Source organism: Lentzea sp. HUAS12 (genome assembly GCF_024125735.1).
Classification (GTDB): domain Bacteria; phylum Actinomycetota; class Actinomycetes; order Mycobacteriales; family Pseudonocardiaceae; genus Lentzea; species Lentzea albida.
Window position 1 is genome coordinate 6,518,500 of record NZ_CP099738.1, and the last position, 24,474, is coordinate 6,542,973.

Genomic DNA, 24,474 nt, shown 5'->3' on the forward strand with positions numbered 1-24,474 from the left:
AGGACATGAGAGCGGCACTCGCGCTGGTGATGCTGGCGGGGTTCTTCGTGCTCGCGGTGGGCATCGTGGCGGGACTGGGCGTGCTGGCGGCCGTCCTCTTCGAGCGTGGCGACGACTCGGGCGGCTGGTGGCTGCTGGCACTGGCGCTGGTCGTGGGCGGGCCGATCCTGTTCGCGGTGGTCACGGCGTTCTGGGCGCGTCCGCGGGCGGAAGGCGCCGAGCTGACGCGGTCGGCGCACCCGGAGCTGTGGCGGCACGTCGACGAGCTCGCGAGGATCGCGGGCACCCGCAGCCCCGACGAGATCCGGCTGGTCGCCAAGGCGAACGCGGGCGTCTGGGAGCGCCGCGGCACGCGGTACATGGAGCTCGGCCTGCCGTGGCTCGCCGGGATGACGATCGGCGAACTGCGCTCGGTGCTCGCGCACGAACTCGGCCACTACGGCGGCGGGCACACCCGGCTCTCCGCGCTCACCTCGCGCGCGCAGCACGCCCTCGGCATGGCGTCGCGGCAGGACTTCGCCTTCTTCGGCGTCCTGTACGGGTGGGCGAGGCTGTACGCGCTGGTCGCGGCCTCGGAAAGCCGCAAGCACGAGCGGTTCGCCGACGAGGTGTCGGTCGCGGCGTCCGGGCGCGAGGCGTCGGTGCGGTCGTTGCTGCGCGGCGGCCCGCTCGGCGTGGCGTGGCAGGACTACAAGAGCTGGTACGTGGCACTGGCCGTGGTGGCCGGCCGCACGCCGCCGTTGCTGGAGGGCTTCCGCGCCTACCTCGACCACCCCCGCCGCGTCCACCAGCTGCGCGAGATCGAACCGCTGCTGGCCGCGCAGGAACCGAAGTCGGTGTTCGACAGCCACCCGCCGATCCGGGAGCGGGTCGCGACGATCGCGCGGTTCTCCCAGCTCGGCGGCGGGGTGGCCGAGGCGGTCGACGAACGGTCCTCGTGGCCGTTGCTCGACGGCCTGCCGCCCGAGCAGGTCGCGGCGCTGGTCGGTGTGCAGGGGCCGCCGATCGGCTGGGAGGAGCTCGCCGCGCTGGCCGGGCCGGTGCTGGTGCGGCGGCAGGCCGACCTGCTGCGGCACGCGGGCCGGGTGAGCAAGGTCGGCGAGACGATCGCGGACGTCCTCAGGGCGTTGGAGGGCGCGCAGTTGCACAAGCTCACGGGAGCTCCGGTGGACGCCTCGCTGACCCGCGAAGAGGTGCACGACGCCGCCGTCGAGGCCGTGACGGAACTCCTCGGCTGCATGGTGGCCGACCTGCTCGTGACGGCTAACCGGGCGAGGTTGGAACTCAACTGGGGCGGACTCTTCGTGCTGCGGATGGCGGACGGAGCTGCGGTCTATCCGGACGACGTGGTCGCCCCCGCCGTGCGTGACGCTAATCGGGTGCCCGAAGTGCGCTCCGCGTTGCAGAACCTCGGCGTCAACGGATTGTGACGGAACGCTCACCCAGCGGCGTTGTTAACGCCATGTGACGGGGATTACACTGCCCGCAGGCGCCGGTCGGCCCGTGCGTTCGTCGGGGGATGCACGGGCCTACCGGCCACTTGTCTTCTCCGGCAGTCCCGGTGGGCGGTTTGCGGTGTTGCCGTAGCGTGATGCCGCCCGACAATCCACGGAAGCTACGGAACCCACAGACACGATGAGCAGCGAGAAGCCCGTCTCCCACTTCCTCGAACTCGCGCGCGGCATGGTGCCGCCGATGCACCCGGCAGGGCGCCCGTTCGTCGCCGGTGCGGCGATCGCGACCCTCCTCGTCCGGCTGCGCTTCAAGCGCCTGGGCGTCGTCCTCGCGCTGGTCACGGCGTGGGTGGCGTGGTTCTTCCGCGAGCCGAAGCGCGTGACGCCGACCCGTCCGAACCTCGCCGTGGCCCCGGCCGACGGCACCGTCTCGCACGTGGTCGACGCCGTCCCGCCGGCCGAACTCGGCCTCGGCTCGCAGCCGATGACGCGCGTCAGCGTCTTCCTCTCGGTCTTCGACGTGCACGTCCAGCGCGTGCCCGCCGACGGCGAGGTCGTCCAGGTCTCGTACCACCCCGGCAAGTTCCTCTCGGCCGACCTCGACAAGGCCTCCGAGGAGAACGAGCGCAACACCGTGTGGCTGCGCACCGTCGACGGCCACGACCTGGTCGTCGTCCAGATCGCCGGCCTCGTCGCCCGCCGCATCGTGTGCGAGGTCGCCGAGGGCGAGAAGGTCACCGCAGGCCAGACCTACGGCCTGATCCGCTTCGGCTCGCGCGTGGACCTCTACGTGCCGCGCGGCAGCCGCGTCCTGGTCGAGGCCGGCCAGCGCACCATCGGCGGCGAGACCGTTCTCGCCGAACTCCCGGAGGCGTAAGTGGCACCCAGCGGGCCCGGCGTTCGCCTGCTGCCGAACGCGATCACGGTCCTCGCCATGTGCTCGGGCCTGTCGGCCGTGCACTTCGCGAACGTCGGCATGTGGGGCGCGGCCATCGCCTCGATCGGGGCAGCGGCCGTCTTCGACGGCCTCGACGGCCGCATCGCCCGCCTGCTGGACGCGACGTCGAAGATGGGCGCGGAACTCGACTCACTGGCCGACGCCATCTCCTTCGGCGTCGCACCGGCACTCGCGATCTACCTCTGGAAGTTCGAGGGCAACCGGGCCGGCTGGGTCATCGCGCTGATCTTCGCGGTCTGCATGGTGGTCCGCCTCGCCCGCTTCAACACGTTGCTGGAGAAGGAACAACCGCCGTTCGCGAAGGAGTTCTTCGTCGGCGTCCCGGCTCCGGCCGGCGGCCTGTTGCTGCTGCTGCCCCTGATCATCGAGGAGCAGGTCCGGTCGGACGGCTGGTGGAACAACTCCTACGTCGTCGGCGCGTGGACCGTCCTGGTGGCGATGCTGCTGGTGTCGCGGATCCCGACGCTGTCGGTGAAGACCGTCAAGGTGCCGCCGCGCGCGGTCGCGCCCCTGCTGGTCGCGGTCGGACTGCTGGCCGCCGCCGTGATCACGTACCCGTTGGTGGCGCTGATCATCGCGATGGTCGTGTACCTCGGGCACCTGCCCTACTCGGTGCGGCGGTACATGTGGCTCTCCAAGCACCCTGAGGCCTGGACCGTCACCGGTGCGGACCGCCGCGCGATCAAGCGCGCGCACGGGGTGGCGGCTCGCCGGCTCGGACTGCGCCAGCCCCTGCGCGGCCGTGTGGCCGGTGCGGCCATGCGGGCCGTGCGTCGGCCTCGGCGTGATGGTTCCACTGTGGAGGGCGCTGCGCCTTCCACCAACGGACGCCGTCGTTCCTGGCGGCAACTGGGTCTGAGGCGCCAGCCGAAGCGCTGACTGTGCTGAGGTAAAGGGCCGGACACGTTCATCGTGTCCGGCCCTTTGCCGTTCGAACGGCGGTGAGCTCGTGCTCGTGCCGCGTCCGGCTCGCCGTGAGGAACTAGAGTCGTCGGGGTGATCACGCTGACGGCTCGCCTGTCCCCGTCCGCCCTGGACACCCGGCGCGGCGTCGTCCGCCTCCACCCCGAGGTGCTCGACGCCCTGGGCCTGCGCGCCTGGGACGCGGTGAAGCTGACCGGCGCCCGCGTGAGCGCGGCCCTGGCGGCGTCCGGTGAGCAGCCGCCTGGTGTGGTGCTGGTCGACGACGTGACGCTCACGAACCTCGGCGTGGTCGAGGGTTCCGAGATCGTCGTGGCCCCCGTCCAGGTGACCGCCGCGCGGTCGATCACCGTCGCCGGTTCGCGGCTCGCGACCACCGCCCTGACTCCCGAACACGTGCGGATGGCGTTGACGGGCAAGGTCCTCACGGTCGGCGACAACGTCTCGCTGCTCCCCCAGGACCTCGCGCCGCCGCCCGGTGCGAACGTGTCCGAGACGCGCCGCAAGCTGTCCAACGCCATCGGCATGACGTGGACCAACGAGCTCATCACGATCACCTCCACCGACCCCGCGGGCCCGGTGGCCGTGCAGCCGTCGAGCGTCGTCGGGTGGCGTTCGGCATCGGCTCCCGCCGCCGAGGTGACGCCGGTGGTGGTGCAGGAGAAGCACGAGGCGTTGCCCGTCGCGGATCTGGTGGGTCAGCGTGAGCAGGCGCGGCGGCTGACGGAGTGGCTGGAGCTGATGTTCCGCCAGCCCGACCTGCTCACGAAACTGGGCGCCTCGGCCCGCCTCGCGGCCATGGTCAGCGGCCCGGAAGGCGTCGGCAAGGCGACCCTGGTCCGCGCGGTGGCCCGCTCCGTCGACGCCACGGTCGTGGAACTGGCCGCGCCGAGCATCGCGGTCCTGGAACCGGGCGCGATGGCGAAGCAGCTCGGCGACGCGATCGCGGGCGTCCCCGAGCAGCCCACGGTCCTGCTCCTCACCGACGTAGACGCGCTGCTGCCCACCGCACCGCCCCCGGTCGCGACGGTCGTCCTGGACATCCTGCGCACCGCCATCTCCCGCCCGAACCTGGCCCTCGTCGTCACCTCGGCACGAGCCGAGTCGGTGGACGCCCGCCTGCGCGCCCCAGACCTGGTCGACCGCGAGCTGACGCTCCCCCTCCCGGACGCCGCGGGCCGCACGGAACTGCTCCGCGTGCTGCTGCGCGACGTCCCACTGGAGTCCGATGTGGACTTCGGCGAAGTGGCCGCCCGCACCCCGGGCTTCGTCGCGGCAGACCTCTGCGCCCTGCGCCGCGAGGCAGCAGTCCGGGCGGCCCTGCGCCAGCGCGAGGTGCCGGAACCCCGCGTGGGACAGGAAGACCTGCTGGGCGCCCTGAACACGGTCCGCCCGATCTCCATGTCCGCCTCGGACACCGTCCAGACGGGCGGTCTGACGCTCGACGACGTCGGCGACATGAAAGAGGTCAAGCAGGCCCTCACGGAGGCGGCCCTCTGGCCCCTGCGCTACCCGGACTCGTTCGCCCGCCTGGGCGTAGAACCCCCGCGAGGCCTCCTCCTCTACGGCCCGCCGGGATGCGGCAAGACGTTCCTGGTCCGCGCGCTGGCGGGCACGGGCCAACTGAACGTCCTGACCGTCAAGGGCGCCGAACTGATGGACAAGTTCGTGGGCGAGTCGGAACGAGCAGTCCGCGAACTCTTCCGCCGAGCAGCCGACGCCGCCCCGGCCCTGGTCTTCCTGGACGAGGTGGACGCCCTGGCACCACGCCGAGGCCAGTCCTCGGACTCAGGCGTCGCCGACCGAGTCGTAGCGGCCCTGCTGACCGAACTGGACGGCGTGGAACCCCTCCGCGACGTAGTGGTCATCGCCGCCACCAACCGCCCCGAGCTGATCGACCCGGCGCTGCTCCGCCCAGGCAGGCTCGAACGCATCATCTACGTCCCGCCGCCCGATGCCGAGGCACGCACGGAGATCCTCAAGGCCTCGTCCCGCAACACGCCGCTGGCAGGTGACGTGGACCTGGCGGCGCTGGCCGGTGAGCTGGACATGTACTCGGCGGCGGACTGCGCGGCCCTGGTCAGGGAGGCGGCGCTGACGGCGATGCGCGAGTCGCTGGAGGCGGCCGAGGTGACGCAGGCACACCTGGCGAAGGCCCGCGAGGTGGTGCGGCCGTCGCTGGACCCGGCCCAGCTGGCATCGCTGGCGGCCTACGCCCAGAACCGCTGAGGGCGAGGCCCGCTGGGCCGCTGAGGGTGGACCGCATGACCGGTGCGACGCCGAAGGCGAGCCGTCCTGAGCAATGAGGAACCGGCGGTGGGGTCCGCCACCGCAACCAAACAACTCAACCGGCAGCCGCTCTGAGCAACAGGCGTGCCATCAACCTGCCCCCAGCGCTGGCCCCCATCTCAGATTGCCGGGGGTCTGGGGGCAGAGCCCCCAGGGAAGCACGCAAAGCGACCAGGCCGCCGCAAAGCAGCCACCAGCCCAAACCCGCTACTTGTTCTTAGAAGCACCCTGATAATCGTTGGTCACGATCAAAATGACCCCAGCCGCAGCAGACTGGATCCCGTCGAACCGGGGCTCCACCCGAGCCCGCAACACCGACCCCAACTCCTTGGCCGCAGCCTCTTCCTCAGTCCCAGGCCGGTAGTAAACGGTGGTGGTCGGAATCGTCCCGCCCGAGTAGTTGCCGGTCTCAGCGACCTCCCACCCGTTGGCCCGAACCTCGTCAGAAGCCTTCGAAGCCAACCCGGTGATCGTCGAGTTGTTGTAAACCCGAACAGGAGCCTTGGCGACCCCGGGCTGGGTGACAGGCGGAGGCGGCACCACAGACGACGCAGGCGCGGAAGGCACGGTGGGCGAAGCCGTCGTGGTCACAGGAGGCGCGGAAGACGGCGTGGACGCAGGCGGCTCGGAAGCGGAAGTCGCCACCGGAGGCGCGGTCGACGACCCCTCCGCCACGGGCGGTGTGTCGTCGGAGGAGGAGCCTCCGCCGAACAGCGAGACGACTCCGATCACCAACGCGACGGCGGCGACGCCGAGCAGGGCGAAGCCTGCTGCCTTGGCCGGACGGGACGGGCTTGCGGACTCGGGGGAGGTCATCAGTCCTCGGTGCTCCTGGCGCGGGCGCGAACCCTTTGGCGGCCTGTCCGGACACCGCGCAACCGCTTGACGAGCATCGGATCTGCGGCCAGGGCGGCTTCGGATTCAACGAGCGCGTTGAGCAGCTGGTAGTAGCGGGTCGCGGACATGTCGAACAGTTCCCTGATGGCCTGTTCCTTGGATCCCGAGTACTTCCACCACTGGCGTTCGAACGCGAGCATCGTGCGTTCGCGGCTGGTCAGCCCGTCAGCGGAGGTGAGCGTCTCGGCGTGATCCATCTGGCTCCCCACGGTCGCCACACCATCTCAGGTGCGGGCAATTCAATCACGTGATCGTTCCAACCTACCGCGCGACACCGACAGTTTTGGACGGCTTAAAGTTCAGCCATGGCCGTCCACCGCATCCGCATCGCCGGCGACCCCGTGCTCCACAACCCGACGCGCGAGGTCACCGAGTTCGACACCGAGTTGAAGACCCTCGTCGACGACATGTTCGAGACGATGGCGGCTGCTCGCGGAGTGGGGCTCGCGGCCAACCAGATCGGCGTCGACCTGCGGGTCTTCGTCTACGACTGCCCGGACGACCAGGGGGTGCAGCACCGCGGCGTGATCTGCAACCCCGTGCTCGAGACGTCCGAGGTCCCCGAGACCATGCCGGACCCGGACGACGACTTCGAGGGCTGCCTGAGCGTGCCCGGCGAGGCGTACCCGACCGGACGCGCCCAGTGGGCGAAGGTCACCGGGGTGGACCTCGACGGTCAGCCGTTCGAGGTCGAGGGCACCGGCTTCTTCGCGCGGTGCCTCCAGCACGAGACCGACCACCTCAACGGCTACCTCTACACCGACCGCCTCATCGGCCGGTACAAGAAGGAGGCCAAGCGGATGCTCCGCGACAACGAGTGGAACCAGCCGGGCCTCTCGTGGGACCCGAACGACCCGGCCAACTTCGACGACGACGAGGACTAGGGCCGGAGCACCGCCTCCACCTGCTTCAACTCGTCCGCGCTCAACGGACCGAACTCCACAGCACGAGCGTTCTCCTCGGCCTGGGCCACCGTCCGGACCCCCGGAATCGGAACCAGGCGGGGAGAGCGCGCCCAGAACCACGCCAGCGCACCCTGAACCAGCGTCCGGCCACCTGAAGTCAGCACGTCCCGCACGGCCTCGCGCGCCTCGAAGTACGCGGGCGTCGGCTTGCCGTCCTCGAAGAACAGCAGCCACGCCGGGTCCGAGACGCGCACGTCGTCCGCCGGCAGCGGCGCGAACGTCTCCCGCGCCAGCAGCCCCATGGCCAGCGGGCGCCTGCACAGCACCGCGTACTCCCCCGCGTACATCTCGGGGTTGTCGAACAGCACGTTGATGTCGGCCTGCGCGGCCACACCGTGCTCACCCTCGCAGAAGAACCGCGCCCGCTCCGGGTCGTCGGTGCTCCACCCGTACGCGCGGATCTTGCCCGCGGCCACCAGCGCCTCGCACTCGTCGCGCAGCAGCGCCGCCTGCTCCAGCTCGAGGCCACCGAGGTGCAGCTGGTACAGGTCGATCCGGTCGGTGCCCAGCCGCCGCAACGACCCCTCGACGGCGCGGCGCAGGTACTCGACCGTCCCGTTGTACCCGGTCAGCTCGCGCCTCGCAGGGTCGAACTCGTCGCCCCACTTGGTCGCGATCACCACCTCGTCCCGCACGTCCGCAAACGCTTGCCCGACCAGCTCCTCGGAGTGGCCGCAGCCGTAGACGTCCGCCGTGTCGACCAGGTGAACTCCCAGGTCGAAGCCCCTGCGCAACGCCTTCAGCGACTCCTCGTCGTCGGTCGGACCCCAGCCGACGGGCTGTCCCTCGAACGTCATCGGGCCACCCATGGCCCACGTGCCGAAACCCAACTTCCCCAGTTCCAAGGTCATGGCACCACCGAACATCCTGGACCGCGCTCCAGGTCAAGAAACGAGTTGCGGCGACCGGCGACCATCAGAGGCATGCCACTCGAAAACATCGTCGCCTTCGTCGCGGCCTCGTTCCTCATCGCACTGTCGCCAGGACCCGGCACGGCCATGGTCCTGCGACAGTCGGTGCACGGGCGCAAGGCCGCGCTGGCGACGGTGTTCGGCATGGAGGTCGGCGTGGCCTGCTGGGCGGTCGCCGCGGCTCTCGGCCTCAGCGTCCTGCTCACGGCGTCCGAGATCGCCTACCACGGGCTCCGGATCGCGGGCGCGGTCTTCCTGATCTACCTGGGCGTCAAGGCCCTGATCAGCAAGAGCCTGCCCGGTGCCGAGCCGCCGCCCGCGAGCCACGCGTTCCGCAGCGGCCTGGTCGTGAACCTCGCCAACCCGAAGCTCGGCGTGTTCGCGATCTCGTTCCTACCGCAGTTCGTGCCTGCCGGGGAGGCCGGCCAGGGGGTTCTGCTCTTCCTCGCCGTCGGGTGGGTCCTGATCGACACCGTCTGGTACCTGATCATCGTGTCGGTCCTGCACACCGTTCGCGGCTGGCTGAGCAGGCCGCGGGTCCGTCCCGCGCTCGAGAAGCTGTCGGGCGGCGTGCTGCTGGCGCTCGGAGTCCGGCTGGTACTCGACCCGCGTTGAGTTCGGGTTGCCCCGGCGCCAGAAGAGCTCGGGCAGCCCCGCCAGCTCGGCGAACGTGTGGCAGGCGGCCATCGACGCGTAGCCGCCCGCCAGCACGTGCGCGCGGATGCGGTCCAGGCGGCCGAACTCGATCACCTCACCGGCGATCAGGAAGGGCAGCACCAGCTGCCAGGCCTGCACGACGGCCGGACGACGCCGGTGAGGGGCGCGCAGGGCGGCACGGGCCACGCGCAGCAGGTGCTCGTTCGCGCTCATCGTGGACGGGTGCGCCGCGTGGTCCCAGTTCCACCGGCGCTCCTCGGTGACCGCGCACCGCACGCACTCGACCGGCCCGGTGCCGAGCTCGGCACCGCAGCGCGAGCACGCCAGCAGCGTCATCGCCCAGTCCACGCACGTCCACGGGTACTGGCCGACGTCCGCCGAGGTCACCAGCTCGGCCAGCTCCCGGTCGGCGAGCTGCGAGGACGTGCGCAGCGCCTCCCAGTCGGCGAGCCAGAACTGGTCGAGCAGCTCCGCGCAGAAGCCGCAGTCGGGATAGCCCCGGCCCGCCAGCTCACCGCAGGAAGGGCATGCCGAGACCACGGCGGGGCGCTGACCGCGACGCGCGCCGGGCGGGAACGGCTGGTGATCAGCCACGGGAAGAGATTAGGGGTAAAACGCGGCCTTGGCAGCAGCGGCGCGCGCTGACTATGGTCGGTTCTCGACAACTCAACACAGAACGCGGGAGCTCGCGCCTGAAGCGGGCTGAGAGGGTGACTGGCCGTCGTGCCGGTGTCACCGACCGCCTGAACCTGACCGGGTAATGCCGGCGTAGGGAGGAATGTCGTGACGGCACTTGACGACCGTTCGGTCAAGCCCAGTGTGACCACGGGCCCCATCTCGGGCTCGCGCAAGGTGTACCGCGATGGTGTGCCTTTCCGCAGGGTGGAACTGACCAACGGCGAGCATGTCGATCTCTACGACACTTCCGGTCCGTATACCGACGACAACGCGACGATCGACGTCCACAGTGGACTGCCCGACCTGAGGTCGGAGTGGATCGCCGCACGGGAACCGATCAACGGAGCTGTCAGCCAGCTCGCGTACGCGAAGGCCGGGATCATCACCCCGGAGATGCGCTACGTCGCGACGCGGGAGAACCTCGACGCGGAGTTCGTGCGCGACGAGGTGGCCATCGGGCGTGCGGTGATCCCGTTGAACCGCAAGCACCCCGAGGCCGAGCCGATGATCATCGGCAAGAAGTTCCTCGTGAAGATCAACGCGAACATCGGCAACTCCGCGGTGTCGTCGTCGATCGAGGACGAGGTCGAGAAGATGGTCTGGGCGTCCCGGTGGGGCGCCGACACGATCATGGACCTCTCCACCGGCAAGCGGATCCACGAGACGCGCGAGTGGATCCTGCGCAACTCGCCCGTCCCGATCGGCACCGTGCCGATCTACCAGGCGCTGGAGAAGGTCAACGGCGATCCGGCGGCGCTGTCGTGGGAGGTCTACCGCGACACCGTGATCGAGCAGTGCGAGCAGGGCGTCGACTACATGACCGTGCACGCGGGCGTGCTGCTGCGGTACGTGCCGCTGACGGCCAAGCGCGTCACGGGCATCGTCTCGCGCGGCGGGTCGATCATGGCCGCGTGGTGCCTCGCGCACCACAGGGAGAGCTTCCTCTACACGCACTTCGAGGAGCTCTGCGACATCCTCCGCACCTACGACGTGACGTTCTCGCTGGGTGACGGGCTGCGGCCGGGCTCCATCGCGGACGCCAACGACGAGGCGCAGTTCGCGGAGCTGCGGACGCTCGGCGAGCTCACGCACATCGCACGCGCCAAGGACGTCCAGGTCATGATCGAGGGCCCCGGCCACGTGCCGATGCACAAGATCGCCGAGAACGTCCGGCTCGAGGAGGAGTGGTGCGGCGAGGCGCCGTTCTACACCCTCGGGCCGCTGGCCACGGACATCGCGCCGGCGTACGACCACATCACGTCCGCGATCGGCGCGGCGCAGATCGGCTGGCTCGGCACGGCGATGCTCTGCTACGTCACGCCGAAGGAGCACCTCGGCCTGCCGAACCGCGACGACGTGAAGACCGGCGTGATCACGTACAAGATCGCGGCGCACTCCGCGGACCTCGCCAAGGGCCACCCCGGCGTCCAGGACTGGGACGACGCGTTGTCCAAGGCGCGCTTCGAGTTCCGCTGGGAGGACCAGTTCAACCTGTCGCTCGACCCGGACACCGCGCGCTCGTTCCACGACGAGACGCTCCCCGCGGAGCCGGCGAAGACGGCGCACTTCTGCTCGATGTGCGGGCCGAAGTTCTGCTCCATGAAGATCACGCAGGACGTGCGGCGCTACGCCGAGGAACGCGGACTGTCCACAGTGGAGGCCATCGAGGCGGGCATGGCCGAGAAGTCCGGCGAGTTCGCCGACACGGGCAACAAGGTCTACCTGCCGGTCGTGGAGACCTCGTGACCGAGGCACCCCCGCGGGTGCTCACCATCGCCGGAAGCGATTCCGGCGGTGGTGCGGGCATCCAGGCCGATCTCCGCACGTTCTTCGCGTGCGGAGTGCACGGCTGTGTCGCGCTGACGGCCGTGACGGTCCAGAACTCGTTGGGCGTCACGGGCGTCGTCGAGATCCCGGCGGACACGGTCGCGGCGCAGATCGTCTCGGTCGCCGAGGACATCGGCGTGCAGGCGGCGAAGACCGGCATGCTGGCGTCGGCGCAGATCATCGAGGCCGTCACGCCCGCGCTGGACCGCGTCGGCATCGGGGCGGGGAGGACCCCGCTCGTCGTCGACCCGGTCTCGGCCTCCATGCACGGCAACCAACTCCTCGCCGACAACGCCCTGGACGCGTTGCGGGGCCTGCTGTTCCCGCGCGCGACGCTGGTGACGCCGAACCTCGACGAGGTGCGGCTGATCACCGGCATCGCGGTGAAGGACCGCGAGGACCAGCGCGTGGCGGCGGAGGCGTTGCACGCCATGGGTCCGCAGTGGGTGCTGGTGAAGGGCGGCCACATGTGGGACGACCCGGAGTGCCTCGACCTGCTCTACGACGGCCGTGAGTTCATCGAACTGCCCGGGCCTCGCTACGACACCGAGCACACGCACGGCAGTGGCGACACCTTGGCGTCGTCGATCAGCTCGGCGCTCGCCCGCGGTGCCTCGGTGCCGGAGGCGGTGCGGTTCGGCAAGGACTTCATCGTGAAGTCCGTCGAGGCCGCCTACCCGCTGGGCGCGGGCTCGGGACCGGTGTCACCGTTCTGGAGGCTCGGCGGCTGAGGACCCTGCTGCGCACCCTCGTCGAGGCACAGGCAGAAGGGGTGACCCGCGGGATCCAGCAGCACCCGGACGTGCGGCTGCGGCTGGAACTCCGTGAGAACCGCCCCCAGCGCCACCGCCTCGGCGACGGCCGATTCCAGGTCACCGACCTGGAAGTCGAAGTGCATCATCGGGCGCTGCCGCCCGTCCTCGGGTGGCCAGACCGGCGGCCGGTAGCCGTCCGCCTGCTGGAAGACGAAGAACGGACCGTTCGGCGAGGCCGCCACGATCGCGGTGCCCGGCTCCTCGTGGCCGACGTGCCATCCGAGGAGCTCGGCGTAGAACCGCGCCAGGGCACCGGGGTCGGGGGCTTCGATCGACGTCCCCCACCACATGCCGGCGGTCCGCGACTTCACGGCTACTTGGACTCCTCGCCCACCAGGGTCTCCAGCGCGTCCAGGGCGCTCACGAGCGCGGCGACGTGTTCGGGCGTCAGCTGCTCGATCCGCCGCTGCAGCTCGCGCACCCGCGCGGACCGCACGCCGGACACCATCGTCTCGCCCTCGGGCGTGGGGGTGGCGAGCCAGGCGCGGCCGTCCTGCGGGTCGGGTTCGCGCTTCACGTACCCGGCCTCGACCAGCGCGGCGACGATGCGGGACAGCGTCGGGGGCGCCACGCCCTCCTTGGTCGCCAGGTCGCCCAGACGCATGGGGCCGCACCGGGCGAGGGTGGCGAGCGCGGAGACCGCGCCGGGGCCGAGGCCGGGGGAACCGGTGCGTCGCAGCAACCGGGCCAGCCGGCCGATCGCCAGGTACAGGCGCGCGGTCGCGTCCTCGACCTCGGCGTCAATGGGGGCCGTCACGGCTTGTCGTCCTCCTCGGCGGGAATTCAGCTAGTGCTCAATCATCCCCCAACACGTGAGTACCCAAGGTAGCGACTCAGAGACCCGGCGAAGACGCTTGGGCCCAAAAGCGCTGCGGAATCCGTCCGGCCAAGCGCGCCAGCCGTCCGCCCTCGACCGCACAACGCATGGCGGCGCCCATCCGTTCCGGGTCCTGGGCTCGTGTGACGGCGGTCGCCAACAGGACCGCTGAGCAGCCGAGTTCCATCGCGAGAGCGGCGTCCGAGGCCGTGCCGATGCCCGCGTCGAGAACTACTGGAACAGATGCACGAGAAGTGATCAGCTCGATGTTGTGGGGGTTGCGGATTCCCAGCCCCGTGCCGATGGGAGAACCCAGCGGCATGACCGTCGCGCACCCGATGTCCTCCAGCTTCCGCGCCAGCACCGGGTCGTCGTTGGTGTACGGCAGGACGACGAACCCGTCGTTGACGAGCCGTTCCGCCGCGTCCAGCAGCTCGACCGGGTCGGGCAGCAGGGTCTCCTCGTCGTGGACGACCTCGAGCTTGACCCAGTTCGTCTCCAGCGCCTCCCGCGCGAGCTGCGCGGTCAGCACGGCCTCGGCGGAGGTGCGGCAGCCCGCGGTGTTCGGCAGGACCTCGATTCCAAGGCGCCGCAACAACTCCAGGACGCCGGTCTGCCCGGCCGCGTCGACCCGGCGCATCGCCACGGTCGTCAGCTCGGTGCCGGACGCGACCAGGGCCCGTTCCAGCACCGACAGGTTCGCGGCTCCGCCCGTGCCGGTGATGAGCCTGGAGCGGAACTCCCGGCCCGCGATGATCAGCGGATCGTCCACGTCAGCCTCCCTGGACCGCGGTCAGCACCTCGACGACGCCACCGTCCGGCACGATCGTCGAGTCCCACAACGCCTTCGGCACCACGGCACCGTCCAAGGCCACCGCCACGCCCTTCTCGGGTGCCCCCACCAGCGTCACGACCGCGGCCACCGACGTGCCCTCGGCCAGGTCGCGGGAGGTCCCGTTCACCTGTGCCCTCACGAAGTTCCTCCTCGAAGCAGCTCGACCACGACCTGTGCGGTGTGCGGGGCCAGCAGCAGACCGTTGCGGTGGTGACCCGTCGCCGCGATCACGCCGGGCTCCAGCCACCGCACGACGGGGACGTTGTCCGGGCTGCCCGCGCGGAACCCCACGGCGGCCTCGGTCAGGGCGTACTCGGCGATGCCCGGCAGCACGGTTTCCGCGTCGCGCAACAGGTCCCGCACGCCCGCGACGGACACGTCGGTGTCGAACCCGGCCTCGTACTGGGTCGCGCCGACGACCAGTCCGTCGTCGCGCGGCACCAGGTAGACGGGACGGCCGGAGACCAGCGCGCGGATGGTGTGACGGGGTGGCGGCAACGCTCCGGGGCGGTGTGTGAGCCGCAGGATCTCGCCCTTGACCGGGCGGATCACGTCCCGCAGAGCCGGGTGCAGCGACCCGCTCCACGCCCCGGCCGCGATCACCGTGACCCGTCCGTCCACATCGGAGAGAACACCGGCCTCGCGACAAGCCTTCCGCAGTGCGGAAAGCAGCAGCCTGTTGTCGACGGCGAGGTCACCGGACGCGTACACGCCACCGCGCACCGCCGGCCCGAGCGAGGGTTCGAGGGCCCGGATCTCCCGCGAGGTCAGCAACTCCCCCGCGTGCCGCAGGTCGGCGAGGTCGCCCGGCTGCGTGCCGACGGCCAGCGTTCCGGCGTCGAACAGCGGCACGCCGATCGAGGCGGCGAACGACGGCCACAGCGCGAGGGCCTCGACACCCTGCGCCACCACGGCTTCCTCGCCGGGCCACGCCTCCGTCAGCGGTGCGAGCATCCCGCCCGCGACCCGCGAACCCGCGTGCGGCGAGCCCAGGTCCGTGACGGAGACGGAGAACCCGGCCCGTGCCGCGGACAGGGCCGCGGACAGACCGATGACGCCGCCACCCAGGACGGCCACTTCCACACTGCTCAAGGCATTCACGCTCCCTGCGCCGGCATGACCCGGATCAGGTTCGACGGTCGGAGCGAACCACGCTCCCTCTCAGCCCGGTGTTCTCCAGGCTCCCGTGCGGACCGCCTTCAACATAACGGTTAACGTGCGTGCGTGCCAGGACTCGACGGAAACCTGATCAGGCAACGACTCGCCGACGCGACCCTCTACCTCTGCACGCCGAACCGGCCTGATCTGGCCGAGTTCGCGGACGCGGCCCTCGCGGGCGGCGTCGACATCATCCAGTTGCGGGACAAGTCACTGGAGGCGAAGCAGGAGATCGAGGCGATCGAGCTCCTCGCCGAGGCCACCGAACGCCACGGCAAGCTGCTCGCCGTCAACGACCGCGCCGACATCGCGCACGCCGTCGACGCCGACGTGCTGCACCTCGGCCAGGACGACCTGCCCGTGCCGCTCGCCCGCAGGATCATCGGCGACGAGGTGGTGATCGGCCGCTCCACCCACGACGTCGACCAGATGACGGCGGCCGCCGGGGAACCCGGCGTCGACTACTTCTGCACCGGCCCCTGCTGGCCGACCCCGACCAAGCCGGGCCGCCCCGCACCGGGCCTCGACCTCGTCCGCGCCACCAGGACCGATCGCCCGTGGTTCGCGATCGGCGGCATCGACCTGACGAACCTGCACGAGGTGAAGCAGGCCGGCGCGACCCGGGTCGTCGTGGTCAGGGCCATCACGGACGCCGAGGACCCCCGCCGCGCCGCCGAGTTGTTCAAATCCGAACTTGATCGTTGAAATTTGAACTAAAAGGCGTACGCTCGAAGACGTGAGCGCACCTGTGCTGTACCTGAGCCACGGGGCTCCCCCGCTGGCCGATGACGAGACGTGGACCAGAGAGCTCAAGGACTGGTCCGCCGCCCTTCCGCGCCCGGAGGCCGTGCTCATGGTCTCCGCGCACTGGGAGGAGGCGCCGACGACCATCGGCGCGACCACGACCGTGCCGCTGGTCTACGACTTCTGGGGCTTCCCGCAGCGGTACTACGACGTGACCTACGAGGCACCGGGCGCGCCGGAGCTCGCGGACGACGTCCGCAAGCTGCTGGGCGGCCACGTCGAGCAGGACGAGGAACGCGGCCTCGACCACGGCGCCTACGTGCCGCTCAAGGAGATGTTCCCGGACGCCGACGTGCCGGTGCTGCAGATGTCCTTGCCCACGCTCGACCCGCGCAAGCTGCACGAGGTCGGCCGCAAGCTGGCGCCGTTGCGGGACAAGAACGTCCTGATCGTCGGCAGCGGGTTCATGACGCACAACCTGAGCTGCGTGAACTTCCCGGCCGGACCGGACTACGAGCCGCCGTCGTGGTCGAAGGAGTTCGACGACTGGGCGCACCGGCAGCTGGCCGCCGGTGACGTGGACGCGTTGCTGGACTTCCAGGTGAAGGCGCCCGCCGCCGGGATCGCCCACCCGCGGACCGAGCACTTCGCACCGCTGTTCGTCGCCCTCGGCGCGGCGAGCGACGAGAAGGCGCGCACCAGCGTCGAGGGCTTCTGGTACGGGCTCTCGAAGCGATCAGTGCAGTTCAGCTGAGCCTTCGAGGAACAGGGTGGCGAGCCGCCGCGCGATCGCGGGCGTCCCGTTGCGGACGCCCCCGCTCGCCATCAGCAGCAGCACCAGGTCGTCGACCGAGAAGTCCGCGCGCAGCCTCCCGGTCGCCTTGGCCCGGCGGATCAGCTCGGTGAGCTTGTGAAACGCCGTCTCGCGCACGACGCCGAAGTCGATCGCCCGCGGGTAGGCGGTCGTGAACGCCGCCGCGAACCCGCGGTCGAGCACGTGCAGCCGGCAGATCTCCTCCACCGTGTGGCAGAAGCCGAGCCACGGGTCGGGGTGCGCCAGCCCGTCGTCGACCGCGGCCGTGCACGCCGCCATCTGCTCCGAGAAGGCCTCCACCACGAGCGCCTCCTTGGTGGGGAAGCGGCGGTAGAGGGTCGCCGGACCGACCCCGGCCCGGCGGGCGAGCTCGCGCATCGGCACGTCCAGGCCCTCCGTCGCGAACGCCTCGCGCGCGACCGCCATGATCCGGTCGCGGTTGTCCTGGGCGTCCGAACGCAGGTTGTGGGTCAGATTCGCCGTCACCGTCTCAGTTTCCTCTAAGCGGACGCCCTGTTCCACTAATTTCGCGGCCATGCGAGCACTCCAGTTCACCGAGTACGGGCCCGCCGACGTGCTGCACGTCGCCGAGGTCACCGAACCGCACGCGGGCCCTGGCCAGATCCGGATCGCCGTGCGGGCATCCGGGGTCACGCCCGCCGACGCCGGACTGCGCGCGGGACGGTTCGGCGCGCGGCTGTCGCTCCCGCACGTGCCGGGCGTGGACGCGGCCGGGGTCGTCGACGAGGTCGGCGAGGGGGTGAGCGGTGTCGAGGTGGGCGACGAGGTGTTCGGGATGGTCGACCTGGCCCGGCTCGGCGGCGCCAACGCCGAGTTCGCGGTGCTGGCGGCGTGGGCGCCCAGGCCGTCGGCGCTGAGCTGGGAGCAGGCGGGCGGAGCGGCGGCCAACGTCGAGACCGCCACCAGGGCGCTGGACCTGCTGGACGTGCGCGACGGCCTGACGGTGCTGATCGCGGGTGCGGCGGGAGGCGTCGGAACGGTGGCGCTCCAACTGGCGGCGGCGCGGGGAGCGAACGTGATCGGCACGGCCGGGCCGTCCACGCAGGACTTCGTCGCGGAACTGGGCGCGACTCCGGTGGTCCACGGCGAAGGGCTGGCGGACCGGGTCTCGGCGCTCTCCGCCGACCGGGCCGTCGATGCCGTCCTGCACTGCGCGGGCCCGGTGCCGGACCTGGTGGCGATCGCCGGCTCGCCGGACCGCGTGGTGACGATCGCCGACCTGTCCGGCGAGCACGGGGTTCGGCTGACCCACACGGCGGGCGGTCCCGGCTCGGATCCTCAAGCGCTGCACGGTCTCGCCATCGCGGCCGCGCTCGCGGAGCGGGGCTCGTTCACCGTGCCGCTCGCCGGGGTCTTCCCCCTCGCCGAGGCCGCCGACGCGCACCGGCTGAGCGAGACGGGCCATGCCCACGGGAAGATCGTGCTGGTCCGATGAACGCGAGAGCGCCGCGACACCAGCAGGTGCCGCGGCGCTCTCAGCTCAGGACTAGCCCCGCGTGAGGGTCAGGCCGTAGCGCGACAGGATCGGGTTGACCGGCTGGAAGTACGTGGTGCCGCCGGACGAGCAGTTGCCCGAACCGCCGGAGGTCACGCCCTGGGCCTGGCCGAAGCCGGAGCCCGCCACCCACGAACCACCCGAGTCGCCACCCTCGGCACAGGCGTTGGTGCGGGTGAGGCCGCGCACCTGGCCCTGCGGGTAGTTCACGGTCTGGTTGAACGCCTGGACCGTGCCGCAGCGCCAGCCCGTGGTGGAACCGGAACGGCAGATCTGCGAGCCGACCGCCGCCTGGGTGGAACCCTTCACGACGACGTTCGTGCCGTTGTAGCGGTTCACCCACGGCCGCGAGGTCCAGTTCGCGTTGGTGCGGACCCACGCGTAGTCGTTGCCGGGGAAGACCGAGCCGGCGAAGGTGCCCTGGGCGACGCGGTTGAAGCCGGAGACCGCGGTGCCGGTGGTGCCGCAGTGGCCGGCCGTGACGTAGCCGCCCGTCACGGAGAAGCCGAGCGAGCAGCGGCCGCCGCCCATGTAGATGGCGTCACCGCCGCGCGAGTCGTACAGCGGCGTCGGGCTCTCGGTCACCTCCTCGACCTTGACGGTCGAGCCGATGGACTTCGCGGTGGCGATGAAGCTGTCCGCCGCCGCGTCCCGCGCGTTCTTGTTGACCTCGACCACGACGGCGTTCGACTTCTCGTCGACGCGCCAGCTCGTGATCGACTTGGGCGCGCTCATCATGTCGAGGACCGACTTGGTCCCGTTGAGCTGGGCGAGCGAGCTCTTCACGACCTGGGTGTCCGCACCGGTCACGGAGAGTCCTGATTTGGTCACGGCAACGGTCAGTCTGCCGCTCGCCTGGTCGATCCAGGCTCCGCCGAACGCGTCGCCCAGAGACGCCTTGGCGGACTCCGCGACCTCGCTCGCCTTCTGGTCAGAGGCCAACCGGACGCGGGCCTGGTCAGCGTTCAGGCCCAAATCACGCTCCACCGCTTGGAGCAATTCGGCCGGGTAGCTCTCCGTATCGGAACCGGTTGGGGCGACTGGTGCGGCAGGGGCGCCAAACGCCGGTACGCTGAGAGCAGTGACGACTCCGGTGGCGAGCAACACGGCACCGGTTACACGGGCCGCACTCGTGCGGTTCATCAAGCGTCTCCCTCACTTTCGGGTGCAGGGGAACCCGAGAGTCGGTTGCAGGGACCTCTCTCGGGGGCTCTAGGGGGACGGGTGGTGGGGCGGCGGCAGGGGTCGCCCCACCCCTCCCGTCCTCGGTCGCAACGCGAGTCCACGGCAGGCGCCGGGCTCAAGCGGACGTACCACGAGCCTCATTGCGCCTCCTCCCGGTCTGTTATGACCGATTTACTTCGCCCGTTCGAGTGAAGTTGCGGAACTCTTGGCTATGACGCCCCGCCTCGAACGTGAACGAAGTGTGTCACAGCTCACGACAGATCAACTCCGGTGCGTAGCCATTGACAGTTAACTATCGCTCAACGTAGTGAACTGATCACCGAATGGGGTCGGCGCTGGAGGAGGGCGCGGGACTGTCGCTCGGCTGTCCGGAACCTGTCGACGTCGTCGTGGGTTCGGTGGTCGTCGTGCTGCCCGACGACGACGGGGTGGACGCGCTCGGCGGGACCGTCACGGTGACCGTCTCGGTCTTCGTCGTCTCGGTGTGCGTCTCGGTATGGGTGCTTGTGGACGGTTTGCCCGTATCGGCCGTCACGGGTTTGCCGGTCACGAGCTGGACGCTCGTCGCGGTGAGGACGGTCACGACGAACACGAGCAGACCGCCGACAGCTATTACCTGCCAACGCTTTTCGCGTTCCATCGACCGTTGGTAGAACACGGCGCCGACGGTCGTGACGACACTCGCGAGGATCGCACCGACGATGGTGCCGACGAGGTTGAGGCGAAGGCTCAGAACGGCTGCTGTGGTGGCCGCGAGCACACTCGCGATGAGCTTGACGGGGGTGATCTTCTCCTTCTCAGACATGACACCCGTAGGACGTTGGGCACAGTTCACCGGTTGTGCCCCGGTGACGTGCATCATCGACCCATGCGCCTGGTGACCCTCGAAGACGTCCGCGCGGCCGCAGCCGCCATCGCCCCGCATGTCGTCCGCACCCCGTTGCTCCCCTTCGACTCCGGCCTGTGGATCAAGCCCGAGTCGTTGCAGCCGATCGGTGCGTTCAAGATCCGCGGTGCCGTGAACGCGTTGTCCCGCATACCTTCCGAGGACCGGGCACGCGGTGTCGTGGCGTACTCGAGCGGCAACCACGCGCAGGCGGTCGCCTACGCGGCCAAGACCCTCGGCATGCCGGCCGCGATCGTCGTGCCGGAGAACACCCCGCAGCTCAAGATCGACGCGACGCGCGCGCACGGCGCCGAGGTGTTCGTCGTCGGCATCACCGAGCGCGAGTCCCGCGCGTACGAACTGGTCGAGGAGCGCGGCGCCACGCTGATCCCGCCGTTCGACCACGCGGACGTGATCGCCGGCCAGGGCACCGCCGGTCTGGAGATCATCGCCGATCTCCCCGACGTGGCAACGGTTCTGGTGCCGGTGAGCGGTGGTGGACTGATCTCCGGCGTCGCGGTGGCGGTCAAGGCGCTGCGCCCGGACGTCCGCGTGATCGGCGTCGAACCCGAGCTCGCCGGCGACGCCGCCGCGTCGTTCGCCGAGGGCAAGCAGGTCCGCTGGAACGCGCACGACCGCGCCCGCACGATCGCGGACGGCCTGCGCGCCGAGCCGTCGGAACTCACCTGGGCCCACATCAGCGAGCTCGTCGACGACTTCGTCACCGTCTCCGAGGACGAGATCCGCGACGCCGTGAACCAGATCGCGCGCCGCACGCGGGTCGTCGCCGAGCCGAGCGGCGCCGTGCCCGTCGCCGCGTACCTCAACGCGAAGCTGCCGGACGGTCCGGCCGTCGCGGTGGTCTCCGGCGGCAACATCGAGCCCACCCTCCTGGCGTCGATCCTCGGATGATCGCGCTCCCAGACATCCGATCGGCGGCGGCGGTGATCGCGCCCCACGTCGTGCGAACGCCGCTGCTGCCGTTCGGAACTGGATGGATCAAGCCGGAGAACCTGCAACCGATCGGCGCGTTCAAGCTCCGCGGCGCGCTGAACGCGTTGGCACGCCTGGAGAACAGGTCGAACGGCGTGGTCGCGTACTCCAGCGGCAACCACGCCCAGGCCGTGGCCTACGCGGCCCGCCTGCACGGCGTCCCGGCCGCGATCGTGATGCCGGACAACACCCCGGCGGTCAAGGTCGAGGCCACCCGCGCGCTGGGTGCCGAGGTCTTCATCGTCGGCATCACCGAACGCGTCGAACGCGCGGAAGCCCTGGTCGCGGACCGCGGCGCGGCCCTGATCCCGCCGTTCGACCACCCCGACGTGATCGCCGGCCAGGGCACCATCGGCCTCGAAGTCCTCGAGGACCTGCCGGACGTAGAGACCGTCGTGGTGCCGATGTCCGGCGGCGGTCTGATCTCCGGCGTGGCGACGGCGATCAAGTCGCTGCGCCCGGACGTCCGCGTGCTCGGCGCCGAACCCGAGCTGGCCGCGGACATCGCGGAATCGCTCACAACGGGCGAACTGGTGCGCTGGGACCCGCTGAAGCGCGCTCAGACGGCCGCTGACGCGTTGAGGGATGAGCCCTCGGCGCTCACCTGGGAGCACATCGGCCGGTACGTGGACGACGTGGTCACGGTGTCGGAGGACGAGATCTTCGGGGCGATGGCGCGGCTGGCCCGGCAGGCGCGGCTGGTCGCGGAGCCCAGTGGGGCCGTGGCGGTGGCGGCGCAGGAGAAGATCGGCGGGGGCGGGGGCGGGGTCGCGGTGGTGTCGGGCGGGAACGTGGAGCCCGCGCTGCTGGCGAGGCTGCTGGCGGGCTGAGCTGGGACGCCGGGCTGCGGCTGGCAGCAGGCGGTAGGTGGTAGGTGGTAGGTGCGGAGTGCCGCAGGCACCGGCCCCTACAGCGGCGCCCTCTCCCCGCCCGACCGGATGTGCGTCGGCGGCCCCTCCACCCCGCAGTGCAGGCACTCGCCGGGGTGCGGCGCCTCCTGCTGCTCCGGCGCCGCCGCCAGCACCCGGTTGTCCACGCCGAAGGCCAGCACGCCACCGATGATCGCGGCCACCGCGCACAGCACGAGGGCCATCTCCCACCCGGCGGTCATGACGGCCGGGTTCGTGTAGTCGTCGCCCGTCAACCCGACGGCCGCGGGCAGCACGGCCGTCGCGAGCAGGCCGCCGGTGCGGGCCACGGCGTTGTTCACGCCGGAAGCCACACCCGCGTGGTGATCAGGGGCGGAGGCGAGCACGGTCGCGGTCACCGGGGCCACCACGATCGCCAGGCCGACGCCGAACACCAGCACACCGGGCAGCACACCGGTCACGTACGAGGCACCAGGCGTGGCGTTGCGCAGCAACAGCATGCCCACACCGACGAGGATCGGCCCGACGATCAGCTGCAACCGGGGACCGTAGCGCTGGGCGATGCGCCCGGACGTCGACGAGGCCAGCAGCATGATGATCGTGATCGGCACGCTGGCCAGGCCCGACGCCGTCGGCGAGTAGCCCAGCGAGATCTGCAGTTGCAGCACGAGCAGCACCATCACGCCGCCCAGCGCCGCGTAGACGAGGAACGTCAGGACGTTCGAGACCAGGAACGTCCTGTTGCGGAACAGCTCCGGTGGCACCAGCGGGTCGGACGACCGCTTCTGCACCACGCCGAACGCGATCATCGCGACCAGTCCGGCGAAGGCCACCAGGTAGGACTGCTCGACCAGACCGCCCGTCAGCAGCGCGAGGCCCAGGGCGCCGACCAGGGCGGACAGGTAGTTCGGGTGGCCCGCCTCGTCGTCCTGCGACTCCGGCACGAACCGCAGCGCGAGAACCACGCACAGGGCCGCCACCGGCAGGTTCACCAGGAACGCGAGCCGCCACGACCAGGCCTGCACGAGCAGTCCGCCGACCAGGGGCCCGACGGCGGTGGCCACGCCGGAGAGGCCCGACCACGCGCCGATCGCCCGCGAGCGGTCCTCGCGGTTGAACGACGACTGCAGGATCGCCAGCGCGCCGGGTGTCAGCAACGCGGCGCCGACGCCCTGCAGCACACGGGCCGCCACCAGCACCGGGACGTTCCACGCGGCACCGCACAGCAGCGACGCGACGCCGAACCAGATCACGCCGACGACGTAGACGCGACGACGTCCGAACCGGTCGCCGAGCGAGCCGGCGACCAGGATCAGCGAGGCCAGGGCCAGCAGGTACCCGTTCAGGATCCACTGCAGGTCGGTGACCGACGCGTCGAACTCCGCGCCGATCCTGGGCAGCGCCACGTTGACGATCGTCCCGTCGAGCATGGCCATGCCCGACCCGAGGATCGTCGTGGTCAGCACCCAGCGGGCGCGTGGCGTGCCCCAGGCGATCAAGACGGCCGGTTCAGCGTGGCGACGAACTTGTAGCGGTCGCCGCGGTAGACCGAACGCACCCACTCGATCGGATTGCCGTCGGTGTCGTACGAGTGCCGTGAGAGCAGCAGCATCGGCAGGCCGATGTCCGCGCCGAGCAGTTCTGCCTCTTCAGGCGACGCGAGGGCGGTCTCGATCGTCTCCTCGGCGTGTCCCATCTCGACACCGAACCGCTCGGACAGCACCTGGTACAGCGAGGCGCCGGGCGCCAGGTACCGGCGCAGCCCGCGGAAGCGGCCCAGCGCGAGGTGGGTCGTCTCGATGGCCATCGGCTCGTTGTCGGCGAGGCGCAGGCGGTGCAGCCGCAGGACCTTGGCGCCGGGACGCACGCCGAGCAGCCGCGCGAGCTCGGCCTCCGCGGGCATCTCGGAGGCCTCGATCAGCTTGGACGACGGCACGCGGCCCTGGGCGCGCATGTCCTCTGTGTACGAAGACAGCTGCAACCTCTGGGCGACCTTGGGTTCCGCCGCAAAGGTGCCCTTGCCCTGCACACGGAGCAGCCGGCCTTCCACCGTGAGCTCGGCGAGCGCCTGGCGGACGGTCGTCCTGGAGACGTCGAACTCCGCGGCCAGCGACCGTTCCGTCGGGATCGGCGAACCGGGCGGCAGCGCCCTCAACAGGTCGAGCAGGTGCCGCTTGAGACCCCAGTACTTGGGTTCGCGTTGCGCACGCGTCCTGGCGTCCACGCCTGATGCAGGCGTCGTCTCCAGCATGGCCTCCTCCTCGCACTCCATGTCACGCATCACA

At 70.7% G+C, this 24,474-nt stretch carries 26 protein-coding genes and 2 riboswitches; of the genes, 13 read left to right on the plus strand and 13 right to left on the minus strand.

The genetic code is table 11. The features are described from left to right. The first annotated feature begins 5 nt into the window (after positions 1–5). From ND450_RS29865 to ND450_RS29880, 4 genes are all read left to right on the plus strand, one after another. Positions 6–1,430: a M48 family metallopeptidase gene (locus ND450_RS29865; protein WP_253321812.1), complete on the plus strand. Its 1,425-nt coding sequence runs from the start codon at positions 6–8 to the stop codon at positions 1,428–1,430. Positions 1,431–1,635: 205 nt separating this feature from the next. Then, positions 1,636–2,331 (plus strand): phosphatidylserine decarboxylase, encoded by a 696-nt coding sequence (locus tag ND450_RS29870; RefSeq protein ID WP_089908648.1) that lies wholly within the window; start codon positions 1,636–1,638, stop codon positions 2,329–2,331. After that, complete coding sequence (gene pssA / locus ND450_RS29875) at positions 2,332–3,291, plus strand: CDP-diacylglycerol--serine O-phosphatidyltransferase (protein ID WP_089908644.1); 960 nt, start codon at positions 2,332–2,334, stop codon at positions 3,289–3,291. It abuts the gene before it with no gap. A 117-nt stretch (positions 3,292–3,408) separates the two neighbouring features. Then, positions 3,409–5,562 (plus strand): AAA family ATPase, encoded by a 2,154-nt coding sequence (locus tag ND450_RS29880; protein ID WP_253321813.1) that lies wholly within the window; start codon positions 3,409–3,411, stop codon positions 5,560–5,562. A 267-nt stretch (positions 5,563–5,829) separates the two neighbouring features. Here ND450_RS29880 and ND450_RS29885 read toward each other — a convergent pair whose 3' ends face one another. Together ND450_RS29885 and ND450_RS29890 are read right to left on the minus strand one after the other, a co-directional pair. Continuing rightward, complete coding sequence (locus ND450_RS29885) at positions 5,830–6,438, minus strand: LytR C-terminal domain-containing protein (RefSeq protein ID WP_253321814.1); 609 nt, start codon at positions 6,436–6,438, stop codon at positions 5,830–5,832. Continuing rightward, positions 6,438–6,716 carry a DUF3263 domain-containing protein gene (locus ND450_RS29890; protein WP_089910320.1) on the minus strand — a complete coding sequence of 93 codons (279 nt, stop codon included), beginning with the start codon at positions 6,714–6,716 and terminating at the stop codon, positions 6,438–6,440. The genes ND450_RS29885 and ND450_RS29890 overlap by 1 nt, the downstream gene beginning before the upstream one ends. 108 nt (positions 6,717–6,824) lie before the next feature. On the opposite strand from ND450_RS29890, the gene ND450_RS29895 reads away from it, so the two are divergent. Next, complete coding sequence (locus ND450_RS29895) at positions 6,825–7,403, plus strand: peptide deformylase (protein ID WP_253321815.1); 579 nt, start codon at positions 6,825–6,827, stop codon at positions 7,401–7,403. Here the strand turns inward: ND450_RS29895 and ND450_RS29900 are convergent. Beyond that, the gene (locus ND450_RS29900) at positions 7,400–8,335 is read right to left on the minus strand and encodes an aldo/keto reductase (RefSeq protein ID WP_253321816.1); all 936 of its coding nucleotides are present in this window, start codon (positions 8,333–8,335) and stop codon (positions 7,400–7,402) included. The two genes, ND450_RS29895 and ND450_RS29900, sit on opposite strands and share 4 nt — an antisense overlap. 72 nt (positions 8,336–8,407) lie before the next feature. On the opposite strand from ND450_RS29900, the gene ND450_RS29905 reads away from it, so the two are divergent. The 3 genes from ND450_RS29905 to thiD all read left to right on the plus strand — a co-directional run bounded on the left by ND450_RS29905 (position 8,408) and on the right by thiD (position 12,288). Then, positions 8,408–9,010 carry a LysE family translocator gene (locus tag ND450_RS29905; RefSeq protein ID WP_253321817.1) on the plus strand — a complete coding sequence of 201 codons (603 nt, stop codon included), beginning with the start codon at positions 8,408–8,410 and terminating at the stop codon, positions 9,008–9,010. A 710-nt stretch (positions 9,011–9,720) separates the two neighbouring features. After that, a riboswitch (TPP riboswitch) is annotated at positions 9,721–9,844 on the plus strand. Further along, a complete protein-coding gene (gene thiC / locus ND450_RS29910) occupies positions 9,836–11,476 on the plus strand; it encodes a phosphomethylpyrimidine synthase ThiC (RefSeq protein WP_253321818.1) in 1,641 nt (546 codons plus the stop codon). (Overlaps the previous riboswitch by 9 nt.) Then, entirely contained in the window at positions 11,473–12,288 is an 816-nt protein-coding gene (gene thiD / locus ND450_RS29915) for a bifunctional hydroxymethylpyrimidine kinase/phosphomethylpyrimidine kinase (protein WP_253321819.1), read from the plus strand. The genes thiC and thiD overlap by 4 nt, the downstream gene beginning before the upstream one ends. Here the strand turns inward: thiD and ND450_RS29920 are convergent. From ND450_RS29920 to ND450_RS29940, 5 genes are all read right to left on the minus strand, one after another. Next, positions 12,231–12,683, minus strand: coding sequence for a VOC family protein (locus ND450_RS29920; protein ID WP_253321820.1), 453 nt, complete (start codon positions 12,681–12,683; stop codon positions 12,231–12,233). The genes thiD and ND450_RS29920 overlap by 58 nt on opposite strands. 2 nt (positions 12,684–12,685) lie before the next feature. After that, positions 12,686–13,129 (minus strand): MarR family winged helix-turn-helix transcriptional regulator, encoded by a 444-nt coding sequence (locus ND450_RS29925; RefSeq protein WP_245785840.1) that lies wholly within the window; start codon positions 13,127–13,129, stop codon positions 12,686–12,688. Positions 13,130–13,205: 76 nt separating this feature from the next. Further along, complete coding sequence (locus ND450_RS29930) at positions 13,206–13,961, minus strand: thiazole synthase (RefSeq protein ID WP_089908617.1); 756 nt, start codon at positions 13,959–13,961, stop codon at positions 13,206–13,208. 1 nt (position 13,962) lies between these two features. Further along, a complete protein-coding gene (thiS, locus tag ND450_RS29935) occupies positions 13,963–14,163 on the minus strand; it encodes a sulfur carrier protein ThiS (RefSeq protein ID WP_253321821.1) in 201 nt (66 codons plus the stop codon). Next, the gene (locus ND450_RS29940) at positions 14,160–15,116 is read right to left on the minus strand and encodes an FAD-dependent oxidoreductase (RefSeq protein ID WP_253321822.1); all 957 of its coding nucleotides are present in this window, start codon (positions 15,114–15,116) and stop codon (positions 14,160–14,162) included. Before ND450_RS29940 ends, thiS begins: the two co-directional genes overlap by 4 nt. Further along, positions 15,111–15,222, minus strand: a riboswitch (TPP riboswitch). Its footprint overlaps the gene before it by 6 nt. Positions 15,223–15,248: 26 nt before the next feature. On the opposite strand from ND450_RS29940, the gene thiE reads away from it, so the two are divergent. Both thiE and ND450_RS29950 read left to right on the plus strand, forming a co-directional pair. Beyond that, entirely contained in the window at positions 15,249–15,887 is a 639-nt protein-coding gene (gene thiE, locus ND450_RS29945; protein ID WP_253321823.1) for a thiamine phosphate synthase, read from the plus strand. Between the two features lie 31 nt (positions 15,888–15,918). Next, entirely contained in the window at positions 15,919–16,680 is a 762-nt protein-coding gene (locus ND450_RS29950; protein ID WP_253321824.1) for a dioxygenase, read from the plus strand. Here ND450_RS29950 and ND450_RS29955 read toward each other — a convergent pair. Next, positions 16,663–17,226, minus strand: coding sequence for a TetR/AcrR family transcriptional regulator (locus ND450_RS29955; protein ID WP_253321825.1), 564 nt, complete (start codon positions 17,224–17,226; stop codon positions 16,663–16,665). The genes ND450_RS29950 and ND450_RS29955 overlap by 18 nt on opposite strands. A 49-nt stretch (positions 17,227–17,275) precedes the next feature. Between ND450_RS29955 and ND450_RS29960 the strand changes: the two genes are divergently transcribed. Beyond that, complete coding sequence (locus ND450_RS29960; RefSeq protein WP_253321826.1) at positions 17,276–18,196, plus strand: NADP-dependent oxidoreductase; 921 nt, start codon at positions 17,276–17,278, stop codon at positions 18,194–18,196. 51 nt (positions 18,197–18,247) lie between these two features. Here the strand turns inward: ND450_RS29960 and ND450_RS29965 are convergent, their stop codons facing one another. Together ND450_RS29965 and ND450_RS29970 are read right to left on the minus strand one after the other, a co-directional pair. Next, entirely contained in the window at positions 18,248–19,231 is a 984-nt protein-coding gene (locus tag ND450_RS29965) for a S1 family peptidase (RefSeq protein WP_371927437.1), read from the minus strand. Positions 19,232–19,757: 526 nt separating this feature from the next. Then, positions 19,758–20,246, minus strand: a complete 489-nt coding sequence (locus ND450_RS29970; RefSeq protein ID WP_253321828.1) for a hypothetical protein — start codon at positions 20,244–20,246, stop codon at positions 19,758–19,760. 63 nt (positions 20,247–20,309) lie between these two features. Between ND450_RS29970 and ND450_RS29975 the strand changes: the two genes are divergently transcribed. Both ND450_RS29975 and ND450_RS29980 read left to right on the plus strand, forming a co-directional pair. Then, positions 20,310–21,239: a threonine/serine dehydratase gene (locus ND450_RS29975; protein ID WP_089908585.1), complete on the plus strand. Its 930-nt coding sequence runs from the start codon at positions 20,310–20,312 to the stop codon at positions 21,237–21,239. Continuing rightward, entirely contained in the window at positions 21,236–22,150 is a 915-nt protein-coding gene (locus tag ND450_RS29980; protein ID WP_253321829.1) for a threonine/serine dehydratase, read from the plus strand. Before ND450_RS29975 ends, ND450_RS29980 begins: the two co-directional genes overlap by 4 nt. A 77-nt stretch (positions 22,151–22,227) precedes the next feature. Here the strand turns inward: ND450_RS29980 and ND450_RS29985 are convergent, their stop codons facing one another. Further along, positions 22,228–23,688 (minus strand): MFS transporter, encoded by a 1,461-nt coding sequence (locus ND450_RS29985; protein ID WP_256557318.1) that lies wholly within the window; start codon positions 23,686–23,688, stop codon positions 22,228–22,230. After that, entirely contained in the window at positions 23,685–24,440 is a 756-nt protein-coding gene (locus ND450_RS29990) for a GntR family transcriptional regulator (protein WP_089910302.1), read from the minus strand. The genes ND450_RS29985 and ND450_RS29990 overlap by 4 nt, the downstream gene beginning before the upstream one ends. Positions 24,441–24,474: the final 34 nt, after the last annotated feature.